Source organism: Methylomonas sp. ZR1 (genome assembly GCF_013141865.1).
Taxonomy (GTDB): Bacteria; Pseudomonadota; Gammaproteobacteria; order Methylococcales; family Methylomonadaceae; genus Methylomonas.
Map to the genome: position 1 here is coordinate 594,903 of NZ_RCST01000001.1, position 14,390 is coordinate 609,292.

Sequence of the window (14,390 nt, forward strand, 5' to 3'; positions counted from 1 at the left end):
TGCTTCAACAACCCCAGCGCAACGCAGCGGTATTCACCGGCGCATCCCAAAAACCCAGCATTTCTTCGTCCAGCAGCGTCAGCGTTAGCGAACAACCTGCCATATCCAGTGACGTAGTAAAGTTGCCTACCAGAGAGCGCTGGACGATCACGCCGCGTTCGCTGAAATATTGCCAGGCCAATTCGTAAATCAAATGTAGCTCTATCAATGGTGTGGCGCCGAAGCCGTTCACATGCAGCAACACGGCTTGGTCGGCGGCGGGTTGCAATTCATCGAAAATATGTCCGGCTAATTGGTCGACAATTTCGCTGGCGCTCACCAGCTTCTTTGTCTCGCGGCCGCGTTCGCCGTGGATGCCGACACCTAGCTCGATTTCGTCGTCGGCAATAGCAAAAGTTGGATGGCCCAAGGCCGGCACCGTACAGCTGGTCAAGGCGACACCCATCGAGGCGGTTGCTTGATTGACCCGTTCGCCCAGTGCCTTGCAGGTGGCTAAGTCAGCGCCGGATTCGGCGGCGGCGCCGACGATTTTCTCGACGATGGTGGTGCCGGCCACGCCTCTACGGCCGATGCTGTGGGTTTTGGGTAAGGAGATGTCGTCGTCAATCAAAACGCTGGCGTTGGGCAGGTCCAGCATCTCGGCGGCCATTTCAAAATTCATCACATCACCGGCATAATTTTTAACGATAAACAGCACGCCAGCGCCGCCGTCCATGGCTTGCGCCGCGGCCAGCATCTGGTCAGGCGTTGGTGAAGTAAATACCTGTCCGGGGCAGGCGGCATCCAGCATGCCGACGCCGACGAAGCCGCTGTGCAGCGGTTCATGACCGGAGCCGCCGCCGGAAATCAGCGCGACTTTGCCGGTTTTGCGCACGTTTCGATATACGAATTTTGGTTCCGGATTGAATTGCACGATGTCGGCATGGGCTTTGGCAAAGCCCTGCAGGCTGGTTTGCAGTAAGGTGTCCGGGCTGTCGATAAATTTTTTCATGATTCGCCTCCGCTGTTAGGGCGTGGAATGAGCTTAGAGTTTGCTGTGGCGCAAGCTTTCGGTGATGTCGCGTATGTCCGGCATAATCCAGGTTGGACCGAAATCCGCTGCAGCGACATCTTGTTCGGTGGATACGCCGCTGAGCACCATCAGGCTGCGGATGCCGGTGCGCACTGCGCCGAGAATGTCGGTATCCAGCCGATCGCCGATAGCGACAGTATAGGCGGGGTCGACATTCAGCAGGTTCAATGCCTGTCGATAAATAATAGGCTCCGGTTTACCGATAATCATCGGCTTAATGCCGGTGGAAGCGGTCAAGCCTGCCAGAATGGCACCGTTGCCATGTGTTTCGCCGCGTTCGGTAGGTAACGATAGGTCACCGTTGGTGCCGATGAAGTGCGCGCCGGCTCGCAGATTCAGGGTGGCGGTGGCCAGTTTGTCCCAGCTCAGTTCTCGGTCCATGCCGCAAACCACCAGATGTGCGCGCTGATCCGGCTCGGTCTCGTAAAGTCCGGTAAGTTTAAAGCCCAAATCCAGCAACGGTTGCCGGGCACCGATGCCGCCAATCACAAATACGCGAGTAGTCTCGGGATCGTAGCGTTCGGACAAATATAGCGCTGTGGCCATGCCCGAAGTCAGAATCTCATTCAACGTTACCGTTACACCCATATTTGCCAGCTTATCGACATACTGTTCCGCTGTCAGGCTGGCGTTATTGGTGGCCAGGATAAAGGGTAGCTTTAGTTCGCGCAGAGTCTGAAAAAAATCTACGAGTCCGGCTTGAGCTCGGTCGCCGTGCCAAAGTACCCCATCCATGTCTATGATCAGGGCGCGGATGTCGGTGAAAGCTTGCATAAACGGTCTCGGTTGTTTGGGTTGTTTAAATGGGGTTTGTGTCTGCAAAGTCTGATATTTGGCGCTAAAAATGTCAGGAATTTGCGGTGCGGAAGAATTGCATACATCACCGCCTGCTGTCCAGTTAGCCGGGATTGGTGGTATTTTCCTTGACTAATTGTTTGTAACCTAGTTTAATGCGCGGCTCTTGACGCCCAGGTAGCTCAGTCGGTAGAGCAGAGGACTGAAAATCCTCGTGTCGACAGTTCGATTCTGTCCCTGGGCACCATTCTTGTTTTAGGTTAAGTCGCTGCCCAGGTAGCTCAGTCGGTAGAGCAGAGGACTGAAAATCCTCGTGTCGACAGTTCGATTCTGTCCCTGGGCACCACCTGAACAAATATTCCCCTCGCAATAGCGTTTGATCGGCTAGAGTCTCTCAAATCCAAGATTTTCCTTGTTTCAGTCGGTAAGTAGCTGACGAATAGCGGCTCGGTTCAATGCCATACCTTTGGACGATTTCGATGGTGAGCGAGTCTGCGGGCTCTGTCTCCTGTGTCATCCTTGTAAATTTCGGTGTGAATACAATTCTGTCGAGAGTGTAGGTTTCAGGATTTAGCCAAGTACTTGTACAGTGGCGTGGAATGTCGATTTACATCCTTGAAAGATATGGTTATAATTCGGTTTTTAATTTTTCGCCGCAGTTTTTGAGGCGGTAAATTGTTTCCTGATAAGCGTGGTTTTTTGAGATTGTTGTCTCGATAAGCGAGTGAGTTGTCCTCAATGCTGTTTCAGGCGTGGTTTTGCTAAGAAAGCCCCTTTCAGGGGTTTTTTCTTTTGTGGGCTTTCGAAAAACGCGAAGCCCACGGGTTTTGGTTGTTTATGGAAGAGCCTGAGGCTCTTTTTTTTTGGGTTTGAAAAGGTGAGGCGTTAATGAAACAGGCTCCTGAACATTTGGTGGAATTGATCGAGCCAATTGTGGAAGGTCTTGGCTATGAGTGTGTGGGGATAGAGTACAACCCGCATCCAACACACGGCATGTTGCGCATTTATATCGACAGCGACAATGGGATATTGCTGGACGATTGCACCAAGGTTAGCCACCAGATTAGCGGGGTGCTGGATGTCGAAGATCCGATTCAAGGTGAATACCATCTGGAAGTATCCTCGCCGGGTGCGGATCGGCCGTTTTTCAAACTCAGCCAGTTTCAACGTTTTTTGGGGAGCACTGTGCTGGTGAGCTTATTCAAGCCCATCGATAAACGCCGCAAAATTACCGGCCAGATCAAGGTGGTCGAAGACGATGCCATTCTGGTACAGGATGGTGAGCAGTTGTTAAAAATCCCGTTTCAGGCAATGAGCAAGGCACGCTTGGTGCCGGATTACATAATCAATAAAGGAGGTCGCAGTGGCAAATAAAGAAATTTTATTGGTGGCAGATGTTTTTGCTAACGAAAAAGAAATAGACAAGGAAATTATCTTTCAGGCCATTGAATCCGCTTTGGAAGCGGCGACTGTCAAGCGTTACGAAAATCCAATTAAAGCTAGAGTAGCCATTGATCGGCATACTGGTGATTACTTGACTTATCGGCGGTGGTTGGTCGTCGATGCGAATCCCGAGATTAACGGCGACGTCGAACATCCTGGCTGGCAGGTGTTGCTGGAAGTTGCGCAATTCGATAATCCCAATATTCAAGTTGGTGATTATGTGGAAGAAGAAATCGAATCGGTCGATTTTTGCCGGATTGCCGCGCAAACTGCCAAGCAAGTCATTATTCAGAAAGTGCGCGAAGCCGAGCGCAAGAAAATTGTCGAAGCCTATCAGGACCGGGTTGGCGAGTTGGTCACCGGTGTTGTCAAACGCTTGGAGAAAGGCAGTGTTTACCTGGATTTGGGTGGTCATGTCGAAGCCTATATTGCCCGGGAAGATATGATCCCGAAAGAGCCGGTTAGAATGGGTGATAGGGTGCGTGGCTATTTGAAAGCCGTACGTTCCGAGCCGCGCGGTCCGCAGCTGTTTGTCAGCCGCACCGCGCCTGAATTATTGATTGCGCTGTTTCGTTTGGAAGTGCCGGAAGTCGGTGAAGGTTTGATTGATATTTTGGCGGCGGCTCGCGATCCCGGGTCCCGCGCAAAAATCGCTGTCAGAGCCAACGATCCGCGCCTGGACCCCGTTGGTGCTTGTGTCGGTATGCGTGGCTCCAGGGTTCAAGCCATCTCTAATGAATTGGCGGGCGAGCGGGTCGATATTATTTTATGGAACAGCAACGACGCGCAATTCGTGATTAATGCCATGTCGCCGGCCGAAATTCAATCGATCGTGGTCGACGAAGATAAGCACAGCATGGACGTGGCGGTGGCTACCGACAGTTTGTCGCAAGCTATCGGTCGTGGCGGCCAAAATGTCCGTCTGGCAACCGAATTGACGGGTTGGGAATTAAACATTCAAGATGCTGCGCAAGTAGATAAAAACCACGACGAAGCTGCAGCCAAATCCAAGCAGCAGTTCATGGAGTTGTTGGATGTCGATGAAGAAATCGCCAGCATTTTGGTTGATGTGGGATTGAATAACATCGAGGAAATTGCGTACATCCCCGTCGACGAAATGCTGGAAATCGAAGGCTTCGACGAAGAGTTGGTGGAAGCTTTGCGCACTCGCGCCAAGGATGCTTTGTTGATCAGTGCTATCGCATCCGAAGAAAAAATTGAAACCGCCGTGCCTAGCGAGGAATTGATGGCGATGGAAGGCATGGACGAAGAGTTGGCGCACCAAATGGCGGCCAAGGGCATTGTGACCCTGGACGATTTGGCGGAGCAGGCGATAGACGACATTATCGAATTTACCGGCATGACCGAGGAGCGTGCTGGTAAACTAATCATGAAAGCCCGCGAATCTTGGTTCGCAGAGGATAAGGGCTGAGGCAGGAGGATACTATGAGCGATAAAACAGTACAGGAATTGGCAGAGGTTGTTGGCATCCCTTTGGAGCGTTTTATAGAACAATTGAAGGAAGCCGGCTTGACCGCCAGCGCGCCCGACGATGTGATAAACGATGAAGAGAAAGTCAAATTACTCGCGCACTTGCGCAAGCGCCACGGCAAGTCGGACGCCGATCAGGAAGCCGCCGCCCCCAAACGCATTACTTTGAAACGCAGTACCAAAACCGAATTAAGGCAATCCTCACCGCCGGGTACCGCGGTGAAAACCGTCAGTGTCGAGGTTCGCAAGCAAAAGACTTATATCAAGCGCAGCGATGCCTCCTCTGTAAACGACGAACTAAGACAGGCCGAATTAGCCAAACAAGCTTTGGAAGAACAGAGACGGCAACAAGCTATCGAAGAAGAAAAACGTAAGCAATTGCACGAACAGAAGGCTGTACAGTCTGCCGCAGAAGAGCAAGTGGTGGACAGCGCGGAAATTGCTCAGTCGGTTGATGCGTCCGCACCCGCTGTGACGGTGAGTGCGGAACCGGTTGCTGCAGAGCAGCAGGTGGCCGAGGCGTTGCCGGTTGTTGCAGAAGTCCAGTCTGAGCGGGTCGCTAAGGCTGAAGCACCTGCACCGGTTGCGGCGCCGGAGCTGACCGAAGAGCAACGTCTGGAAAAAGAAAAGAAAGAAAGGCTGGAAGCTGCGGTGCAAAGAACCGCAGAAAAAGTCAAACAAAAAGCCGAAGCCAAGCAGCAACAAACCACGCTGCATAAGAAAAAAGCCGAATTCAAGCCCACTCGCGGCCCGTCTACCGATGGCGATATTGGCGGCGGCGGTGATGCCGCGCGTCGCGGCGGCAAAGGCAAAAAAGGCAAGGCGCCATCGCGTCGGGAAAAACCTGAATTCGAGATCGATGTCAATCAGGCTCGACATAAGTTTGAGAAGCCGGTGGCGCCGACTGTGTATGACGTCACCATTCCGGAAACCATCGTGGTTTCGGATTTGGCTGCAAAAATGAACATCAAGGCCGCTGAAGTCATCAAGCATTTGATGAAGCTGGGCATCATGTCCACGATCAATCAAACCATCGACCAAGAAACGGCGGTGATTTTGGTTGAGGAAATGGGCCACAAAGCCATCATGCAGAGCGAAGATGACTTTGAACAGGAAATGCTGGCCGAGGTGCAAGGTGATAGCGACGAACGTAAAGTCCAATTACGCGCGCCTATTGTCACCATTATGGGTCACGTTGACCACGGTAAAACCTCTTTGCTGGATTACATCCGCAAAACACGGGTTGCTGCCGGCGAAGCGGGCGGGATTACCCAACACATCGGTGCTTACCAGGTTAAAACCGACCACGGTGCTGTCACCTTTCTGGATACGCCAGGCCATGCCGCGTTTACCGCGATGCGGGCACGTGGTGCGGAAGTAACCGACATCGTGATCGTAGTGGTGGCTGCTGACGACGGTGTGATGCCGCAAACCAGAGAGGCCATCGATCATGCGCGCGCCGCGAATGTGCCCATCATCGTGGCCTTGAACAAAATCGATAAACCGGAAGCGAATCCGGACCGTGTCATGCAAGAACTGGCCAACTTGAATGTGGTGCCGGAAGAGTGGGGCGGCGATGTGCAATTCCTGAGGGTATCGGCGAAAGTGGGTACCGGTATTGATGAATTGATCGAAGCGCTGATCGTTCAGGCGGAAGTGCTGGAATTGAAAGCGCCGGTCGATGGCATCGCCTCCGGTATTTGTATCGAATCGCGTCTGGATAGAGGCCGCGGCGCGGTGGCGACGATATTGATTCAAAAAGGTACGTTGAGCAAAGGCGAGTTCGTCCTCTGCGGTCACGAATATGGCCGGATAAGGGCAATGTTCGACGAAAACGCCCACGCTATTAAGTCGGCTGGGCCTAGTATGCCTGTGGAGATTCTTGGCTTGTCGGGTACCCCGGATGCGGGTGATGAATTCCTGGTGGTTCAGAATGAACGGGTTGCTAGAGAGCTTGCCGCTCACCGGGAAGACCGTAAACGCTCCAGTCGTCACGCGGCGCAACATGCGTCGAAATTGGACGACGTGTTCTCGCGGATGTCCGCCGGCGAAACGTCCACACTTAACGTCGTTATCAAAACTGACGTGCAAGGCAGTTTGGAAGCCTTGCGTGAGTCGTTGGTCGGTTTGTCCACTGAAGAAGTACAAGTTAAATGCATCTACGGTGGTGTCGGTGGTATTAACGAAGGCGACGCCAACTTGGCTTTGGCTTCCAGCGCGATCTTGATCGGTTTCAATGTGCGTGCCGATGCGGTGGCTCGTAAATTGATCGAAGAAAAAGACATCGATCTGCATTACTACAGCATCATCTACGAAGCGATCGATGAGGTGAAACGAGCCATTAGCGGTATGTTGGCACCGGAGATCCAGGAAAAAATCGTCGGTCTGGCCGAAGTACGGGACGTATTCCGTTCGCCGAAATTCGGCGCGGTGGCCGGTTGTATGGTTATCGACGGCTTCGTCAAGCGCAATCTGCCGATTCGCGTATTGCGCAACAATGTGGTGATATACGAAGGCCAGCTGGAATCCTTGCGCCGCTTCAAAGACGATGTCAATGAAGTGAAAATGGGCATGGAATGCGGTATCGGCGTGAAAAACTACAACGATGTGCAAAACGGCGATCAGATCGAAGTGTTTGAACGTATCGAAGTCAGACGGGAAATCTAATGGCAAGAGAGTTCGGCCGCAGTCAAAGGGTTGCATCGGAAATGCAGAAAGAGTTGGCGTCGATATTACAGCGTGATGTCGATGACAGCCGCTTGGGTTTTGTCACGATTAACGACGTCGAATTGTCCAAGGATTTGGCGGTTGCCAAGATATTCGTGACGGTGTTGGATGCCCAAGATGACGCTGCTAAGCGTGCTAATGTGAAGGTGTTGAACGAAATTTCGCCGTTTATTCGGCATGAGCTGGCTAGGCGCATGCGTTTGCGGCATATCTCGGAACTGCATTTTTACTATGACCACTCCTTCGACACCGGGATGCGTGTCGCCGAGTTACTGGGCGATTTGCATCACGACGAAGTTAAGGATGCTGGTGCTGCGCCGGAAGCCGGGGCCGATAAACCGCAACAGGACGATTGATGGCAAAACGTAAGTCCGGGCGCGATGTACATGGCATCGTGCTGCTCGATAAACGTTTAGGCGCATCGTCCAATCAGGCCTTGCAGGAAGTCAGGCGATTGTTTAATGCCAACAAGGCCGGGCATACCGGGGCGCTGGATCCTCTTGCTACCGGTTTGTTACCCTTGTGCTTCGGTGAGGCGACCAAGGTCTCGGCATTGATGCTGGATGACGATAAGCGTTATCAGGTAACGATACAATTGGGCGTGATGACCGATACCGGCGATAGCGAAGGTAAAATCGTCGCTGAAATGCCGGTGCCAGCCCTGGATGGCGTGCAGTTGCAAGCTTGTTTGCAGCATTTCACCGGGCCGATTGAGCAGGTGCCGCCGATGTATTCGGCGCTCAAGCATCAAGGCAAGAAGTTGTACGAGTTGGCTAGGGAAGGCAAAACCGTGGACCGTCAGCCCAGGGCCATCACTATTTATGAATTGCAGCTGTTAAATTTCGATGCCGAATTGGGGCAATTGAGGCTGGATGTATTTTGCTCTAAGGGTACTTATATTCGTTCGCTGGCGGAAGATATTGGTCACTGGTTGGGGACCTGCGGCACGGTAACTGCGTTACGCAGAACCAAGGCGGGTATGTTCGATCTGGAGCAAGCTTATACCCTGCAGCAGTTGCAGGCTATGGGCTTTGCAGAATTGCAGAATACCTTAATCGAACTGGATGTACCCCTGAAGGCGATCCCGGAGGTATCTTTGTCTACTGAGCAGGCCGAAAAAATCAAGCTGGGTCAGCGCATAGCCTTTAACGGCGGTATGGCCGGCCAGGTCAGAATATACTCGCCGCAGGCCTTTTTGGGGTTGGGAGAAATTCTATTGGATGGTAAACTAGCGCCGAAAAAACTATTTCATTTGGAAGATCAAACAACTTGATTTTCCGGGAAAAACCGCAAAGTTTCTACACCCTATTGTGGAGATAGCGGCTACACGGTCATCAAACGATGGCCTTTATTCAATCAAAATTAATCGATAGGGATTAAGAATGTCATTAACCGCAGAACAAAAAAAAGCCATTGTTGAAGAATACCGTTTGTCGGATACCGATACAGGTTCAACCGAAGTCCAAGTTGCTTTGTTGACCGCCAACATTAACCAGCTGACTCCGCATTTTGCGACCCATAAAAAAGACAACCACTCGCGCCGCGGCTTGCTGCGCATGGTAAACCAACGCCGTAAATTGCTGGATTACCTGAAAGACACAGATGTGGCTCGTTATCGTTCGTTGATCGAACGTTTGGGCATTCGTAAGTAGCACAAACTGGAAACGGCGCATCGGGCGCCGTTTCTGCTTTAAGGCAAATTTTTAGCATAACCTTTAAACAAAGGAACCTTATAGTGAATCCTATCAGGAAACAATTTCAGTACGGCGATCGTCTCGTCACCTTAGAAACCGGCGAAATTGCCCGCCAAGCCAACGGCGCGGTAATCATTGATGTCGAAGGTACCACTCTGTTGGTGACCGTGGTCGGCAAAAAAGAAAGCAGCGGTGGCGACTTTTTCCCGCTGACGGTGGATTATCAGGAAAAAGCCTTTGCCGCGGGTAAAATTCCTGGCGGCTTTTTCAAACGCGAAGGCCGCCCAAGCGAAAACGAAACGCTGATCTCGCGCCTGATCGATCGTCCGATCCGTCCGTTGTTTCCCGAAGGCTTCACTAACGAAGTCCAAATCATTGCCACCGTGCTGTCCTTGAATCCGGAAATCGATACCGAAGCGCCGGCCATCATTGGTGCGTCCGCTGCGCTGGCGGTCTCCGGTTTGCCGTTTAATGGCCCGCTGGGCGCCGCAACCATCGGCTATATCGATGGCCAATATGTGCTGAACCCCACGTTGCCGCAACTGAAGGAGTCGCGTTTGCGCCTGATGGTTGCCGGTACCTCCAAAGCCGTATTGATGGTAGAGTCAGAGGCCGATGTGCTACCGGAAGACGTGATGCTGGGCGCGGTATTGTTCGGCCACGAGCAAATGCAGGTTGCGATCAATGCGATCAATGAATTTGCTGCAGAAGCAGCTGCACCGGCAATAACCTGGACAGCACCTGCGGATAACGAAGCATTGAAAGCCGCTGTTGCCGCTGAAGCCGAAGCGCAAATCAAATCGGCCTATCAAATCCCCGAGAAACTGGCTAGACAGGATGCCCTAAGCGCAATCCGTGGTGCCGTGGTCGAAAAACTCACCGCCGAAGGTCTCTACGACGAAAAAGACATCCGCAACGTCATCGAAACCTTGGAATACAATGTTGTGCGCGGTGCGATTCTGAATGATTGTAAACGTATCGACGGCCGCGATTTGACGACTGTTCGGCCGATTACGATTCGTACCGGCGTGTTGCCGAGAACCCACGGTTCTGCATTGTTTACCCGCGGCGAAACCCAAGCGTTGGTCGTCGCGACCTTGGGGACCGAGCGCGACGCGCAAATCATCGATGCGTTGGCCGGCGAATATAAAGATACTTTCCTGTTCCATTACAACTTCCCACCGTTCAGCGTTGGCGAAACCGGCCGTACCGGCTCGCCGAAGCGCCGTGAAATCGGCCACGGCCGTCTGGCCAAGCGCGGCGTGCAATCGGTATTGCCAAACATGGGCGAGTTCCCTTACGTCCTGCGCGTCGTATCGGAAATCACCGAATCCAACGGCTCCAGCTCCATGGCTTCTGTATGCGGAAGCAGCTTGGCCTTGATGGACGCCGGCGTGCCGATCAAGGCGCCCGTTGCCGGTATTGCAATGGGTTTGATCAAGGAAGGCGATCAATTTGCAGTTTTGTCCGACATCCTGGGCGACGAAGATCACTTAGGCGATATGGACTTTAAAGTGGCCGGCTCCGAAAATGGCGTCACCGCGCTGCAAATGGACATCAAGATCGACGGTATCACCGCCGAAATCATGAAAGTTGCGCTGGAACAAGCCAAACAAGGCCGTCTGCACATTTTGGGTGAGATGAACAAAGCCTTGTCCAGCACCCGTTCCGAAATGTCCGACTTTGCGCCGCGCATTATCACCTTCAAAATCGATCCGGCTAAAATCCGCGAAGTCATCGGTAAAGGCGGCGTGACTATTCGCGCGATTACCGAAGCCACCGGCGCCAGCATCGATTTGACCGACGACGGCGTGGTCAACGTAGCCTCTGTCGACAGAGCGGCGGGCGAAGAAGCCAGGCGCATGATCGAAGAAATCACCGCCGAAGTCGAAGTGGGTAAAACCTACGAAGGCAAAGTGGTGCGTTTGATGGACTTCGGTGCGTTTGTGACCATTCTGCCGGGCAAGGACGGTTTGGTGCATATTTCACAAATCTCCGACGAACGTGTGGAAAAAGTCAGCGACAAACTGTCGGAAGGCGATGTGGTTAAAGTCAAAGTACTGGAAATCGACCGTCAAGGCCGCGTACGCTTGAGCATGAAAGAAGTCGATAGCGAATAAGTTCGGTTCGACTCTGCAACGAAAAGGGCCGCAAGGCCCTTTTTTTGTGGCTGAAATTCAGAATCTTATGTTGCCGCGATTGTGATGCTTTTGAATCGTAATTACCGGGGACTACGAATGTCTGTTGACTTTTTAGGCGGGGCTCAGCAGTATTGACTCTTAATCGTCCTGTTAAAACGGTTGAGCAATATGGGTCTTTTACAAATCAGTGCTCACAGTTTAATTCTATTCGGAGGTCACAAAGCGCTATGAGCACTGCCAAATTCGATACGATTGGACAATACCTCCTCAAGCGCCTATATCAAGCCGGTGTAAAAGACATCTTTGGCGTGCCTGGCGACTATGTGTTGGGGTTTTATGATCTGATGATAAAAAGTCAGGTTCGGCATATCGGCACCACCCGAGAAGATTCCGCAGCCTTCGCGGCCGACGGTTATGCGCGTTGCGTGGGCATGGGCGCGTTGGCGGTGACATACGGTGTCGGTGCTTTAAACACCGTCAACGCCATAGCCGGCGCTTATGCAGAATCCTCGCCGGTGGTACTGATCAGTGGCGCGCCCGGCGTTGGCGAGCAGAAAGACGATCCGTTGATTCACCATCGATTTGGGCCGTTTACTTTTCAGCGGGAAATTTTCGAACGGATTAGCTGCGCGTCGGTGGTGCTAAACGACCCGGTGATCGCCTTTCGGCAAATCGACCATGCTATCGAAGCCGCGCGGCGTTTTTGCAAGCCGGTATACATCGAGCTTCCCCGCGACTTGGTAATGGCGGAAGGCTATCCCATGCCGACTGAGTCAGTAGAACAGTTTACCAGTGACCAAACTGCTCTATCCGAAGCGCTTGCCGAAACCATGGCGTTATTATCCAAAGCGAAGTCGCCGATGATCGTGGCGGGTGTTGAATTGCATCGACGCGGGCTGCAAAGCGCTTTGGCGGATTTCGTGGAGCGTACCGGTTTGCCCGTGGTCGCCACGCTAACCGGTAAATCGGTGATGTCCGAACGGCATCCGGCGTATCTAGGAATTTACGAAGGTGCGATGAGTTCGGAGGCCGTGCGAGACAGAGTCGAAAAGTCCGATTTGCTGTTGATGTTGGGTGTAACCTTGAACGAGATCGATACCGGTATCTACACGGCAAAACTCAATTCCCATTCAACCATTCGCGCGGCATTGAACGAGGTGGTAATCAGCGCGCATCGTTATCCAGGCATTGCCTTGGAAGACTTTCTCGGGGCTTTAGCCGGCTCGGCTAATGCCTCCGGAGCCAGTCGCGTATCCATTCCGGAACCGTCAAGAAACCATGCTTTTCCGGAATCGGACCGGCCAATCACCACTGCCAGACTAGTCGAGCGGCTGAATAGTGCGTTAAGCAACGACATGATCGTGGTGTGCGATGTCGGCGATTGCTTGTTTGCCGCTATCGATTTGCGCGTCCACGAGCAAAGCGAATTTTTGGCGTCGGCTTTTTACACCACGATGGGTTTTGCTGTGCCGGCTGCGTTAGGTGCGCAAATCGCGCGTCCGGATCGGCGGGCATTGATTTTAGTCGGCGATGGGGCGTTTCAAATGACTGGCACCGAATTGTCGACTCATGCTCGTCTGGGTTTGAATCCCATCGTGGTGGTGTTTAACAACGACGGCTACAGTACGGAGCGTTGTATTCTCGAGGGCCCATTCAACGATATAAATCCATGGCGATTCGATCGATTGGGAGAGCTCTTCGGGCCCTTAGCGGGCTACGATGCGCGAACGGAAGCTGAATTTGAAGAGGCACTGTTAATTGCCCTGAATAACCAAAGCATGCCCAGTATCATCAATGTCCATCTGGCATCCGATGATTCGTCAGAAGCGATGAAGCGGCTTGCCGAGCATTTGCAGTCGAAGATCAAAAGGGACGTTTGAATTTAGGCTTGTGTTCTCTGCCATCCGGTCCGTCGGGTAGGTCATGCAATCGGCTTGCCGAGTCGAATTTTCAGCAAAGTGTATCTAAACTGATTCACTCTCTTACTACTCATCCATCGCGCTATGCAAATTGCCAACTGTTATCTCGAGCCAGCCAGCTACGCCGTTGATTTTGAGGACATATGTTATGTGCGAAATTTGGTGTTCGTTGTCGAGCAACAAATACCGTTAGAAGTGGAGTTCGACAAACTTGATGCGGACTGCCATCATTTTTTAGTGCGGGATGCGGATTATCGGCCAATCGCTACGTGTCGACTTTCGCCGGAGGGCAAGCTTGGACGAATGGCGGTTCTACTCGAATGGCGCGGACAAGGTGTTGGTGAATCTTTGTTGCGTGCAGCAATCGACAAAGCGCGTAACTTGGGGCTGACTACTATTACCGCCAACGCGCAACTTAGAGCATTGGGGTTCTACCAAAAATTCGGTTTTGTCGCGGAAGGCGAAGGGTTTGCTGAAGCCGGCATTCCGCATCAGGCTATCAGGCTTATATTGCAGCCGCTTGAACAAACGTTGCGATCCGTGCTCCAGACCCGAGAAGTTTCTGTTGACGCTGTCCGTCTGGAGACTGTCGAATCGACCTTAACCGCTACCCGGCAACTGGTGATGGCGGCTCGTCGGCAGATTTGTATCTACAGCCGGGATCTGGACTTTGTTTTATATGGACAAAAAGACCTTGTCGAGGCTCTGAAACAATTTACTCTCGGCAATCGTAACGCCAGTGTGCAGATTATCGTTCAGGAACCAGCCAGCCTGCGTCATCAGGTTCATCCTATCGTGGAATTGGCTCAGCGCTTACCGTCATATTTTTTGATTCGTGTGCCCGATGAAGCTGAAGATTTGCAATATCCTTCTGCTTTTATCATCAACGATAGCGACGGCTATTTATTTCGCTTGCTGGGTAATCGCTACGATGGGCATTGGAGTCCTAATTTGCCGGCACGTCATCGGCCATTGCGCGAAGAGTTTGAGCGGGTCTGGCAGCGTTCAAGTGCTTGTGCGGAATTTAGGGCATTGAGTTTGTAGTTTTTTGATCTTCCTCGTGCGCATATAAAAAACCCGCCTAACGGCGGGTTTTTGTGCTGAATCA

11 protein-coding genes and 2 tRNA genes are annotated in these 14,390 nt (G+C 52.3%); 11 read left to right on the forward strand and 2 right to left on the reverse strand.

Going from position 1 to position 14,390, the window contains the following annotated elements:
- Positions 1 to 4: 4 nt before the first annotated feature.
- Together dhaK and DDY07_RS02715 are read right to left on the reverse strand one after the other, a co-directional pair.
- Positions 5 to 991: a dihydroxyacetone kinase subunit DhaK gene (dhaK, locus tag DDY07_RS02710; protein WP_171694714.1), complete on the reverse strand. Its 987-nt coding sequence runs from the start codon at positions 989 to 991 to the stop codon at positions 5 to 7.
- A gap of 33 nt (positions 992 to 1,024) precedes the next feature.
- Positions 1,025 to 1,846 carry an HAD-IIA family hydrolase gene (locus DDY07_RS02715; protein ID WP_171694715.1) on the reverse strand — a complete coding sequence of 274 codons (822 nt, stop codon included), beginning with the start codon at positions 1,844 to 1,846 and terminating at the stop codon, positions 1,025 to 1,027.
- A 192-nt stretch (positions 1,847 to 2,038) separates the two neighbouring features.
- Here DDY07_RS02715 and DDY07_RS02720 point away from each other — a divergent pair.
- The 11 genes from DDY07_RS02720 (at position 2,039) to DDY07_RS02770 (ending at position 14,326) form a co-directional block, all read left to right on the forward strand.
- A tRNA-Phe gene (locus tag DDY07_RS02720) sits at positions 2,039 to 2,114 on the forward strand.
- Positions 2,115 to 2,137: 23 nt separating this feature from the next.
- Positions 2,138 to 2,213, forward strand: a tRNA-Phe gene (locus tag DDY07_RS02725).
- 542 nt (positions 2,214 to 2,755) lie between these two features.
- Positions 2,756 to 3,241: a ribosome maturation factor RimP gene (rimP, locus tag DDY07_RS02730; RefSeq protein WP_171694716.1), complete on the forward strand. Its 486-nt coding sequence runs from the start codon at positions 2,756 to 2,758 to the stop codon at positions 3,239 to 3,241.
- The gene (gene nusA / locus DDY07_RS02735) at positions 3,231 to 4,742 is read left to right on the forward strand and encodes a transcription termination factor NusA (protein WP_033157370.1); all 1,512 of its coding nucleotides are present in this window, start codon (positions 3,231 to 3,233) and stop codon (positions 4,740 to 4,742) included. Before rimP ends, nusA begins: the two co-directional genes overlap by 11 nt.
- Positions 4,743 to 4,756: 14 nt before the next feature.
- Entirely contained in the window at positions 4,757 to 7,468 is a 2,712-nt protein-coding gene (infB, locus tag DDY07_RS02740; protein ID WP_171694717.1) for a translation initiation factor IF-2, read from the forward strand.
- Positions 7,468 to 7,884, forward strand: a complete 417-nt coding sequence (gene rbfA, locus DDY07_RS02745) for a 30S ribosome-binding factor RbfA (RefSeq protein WP_171694718.1) — start codon at positions 7,468 to 7,470, stop codon at positions 7,882 to 7,884. The genes infB and rbfA overlap by 1 nt, the downstream gene beginning before the upstream one ends.
- Positions 7,884 to 8,801: a tRNA pseudouridine(55) synthase TruB gene (gene truB / locus DDY07_RS02750; RefSeq protein WP_171694719.1), complete on the forward strand. Its 918-nt coding sequence runs from the start codon at positions 7,884 to 7,886 to the stop codon at positions 8,799 to 8,801. The genes rbfA and truB overlap by 1 nt, the downstream gene beginning before the upstream one ends.
- Positions 8,802 to 8,910: 109 nt before the next feature.
- On the forward strand, positions 8,911 to 9,180 hold the full coding sequence (rpsO, locus tag DDY07_RS02755) for a 30S ribosomal protein S15 (protein WP_171694720.1): 270 nt from the start codon (positions 8,911 to 8,913) through the stop codon (positions 9,178 to 9,180).
- 80 nt (positions 9,181 to 9,260) lie between these two features.
- Positions 9,261 to 11,342 (forward strand): polyribonucleotide nucleotidyltransferase, encoded by a 2,082-nt coding sequence (pnp, locus tag DDY07_RS02760; protein WP_367650907.1) that lies wholly within the window; start codon positions 9,261 to 9,263, stop codon positions 11,340 to 11,342.
- 248 nt (positions 11,343 to 11,590) lie between these two features.
- On the forward strand, positions 11,591 to 13,243 hold the full coding sequence (locus DDY07_RS02765; RefSeq protein ID WP_171694722.1) for an alpha-keto acid decarboxylase family protein: 1,653 nt from the start codon (positions 11,591 to 11,593) through the stop codon (positions 13,241 to 13,243).
- A gap of 123 nt (positions 13,244 to 13,366) precedes the next feature.
- On the forward strand, positions 13,367 to 14,326 hold the full coding sequence (locus DDY07_RS02770) for a GNAT family N-acetyltransferase (RefSeq protein WP_171694723.1): 960 nt from the start codon (positions 13,367 to 13,369) through the stop codon (positions 14,324 to 14,326).
- Positions 14,327 to 14,390: the final 64 nt, after the last annotated feature.

Bases quoted from the DNA above. Each gene is read 5' to 3' on its own strand.
- rimP (WP_171694716.1), top strand. From the start codon at position 2,756: ATGAAACAGGCTCCTGAACATTTGGTGGAATTGATCGAGCCAATTGTG.
- rbfA (WP_171694718.1), top strand. From the start codon at position 7,468: ATGGCAAGAGAGTTCGGCCGCAGTCAAAGGGTTGCATCGGAAATGCAG.
- infB (WP_171694717.1), top strand. From the start codon at position 4,757: ATGAGCGATAAAACAGTACAGGAATTGGCAGAGGTTGTTGGCATCCCT.
- DDY07_RS02770 (WP_171694723.1), top strand. From the start codon at position 13,367: ATGCAAATTGCCAACTGTTATCTCGAGCCAGCCAGCTACGCCGTTGAT.
- dhaK (WP_171694714.1), bottom strand. From the start codon at position 991: ATGAAAAAATTTATCGACAGCCCGGACACCTTACTGCAAACCAGCCTG.
- DDY07_RS02765 (WP_171694722.1), top strand. From the start codon at position 11,591: ATGAGCACTGCCAAATTCGATACGATTGGACAATACCTCCTCAAGCGC.
- DDY07_RS02715 (WP_171694715.1), bottom strand. From the start codon at position 1,846: ATGCAAGCTTTCACCGACATCCGCGCCCTGATCATAGACATGGATGGG.
- rpsO (WP_171694720.1), top strand. From the start codon at position 8,911: ATGTCATTAACCGCAGAACAAAAAAAAGCCATTGTTGAAGAATACCGT.
- truB (WP_171694719.1), top strand. From the start codon at position 7,884: ATGGCAAAACGTAAGTCCGGGCGCGATGTACATGGCATCGTGCTGCTC.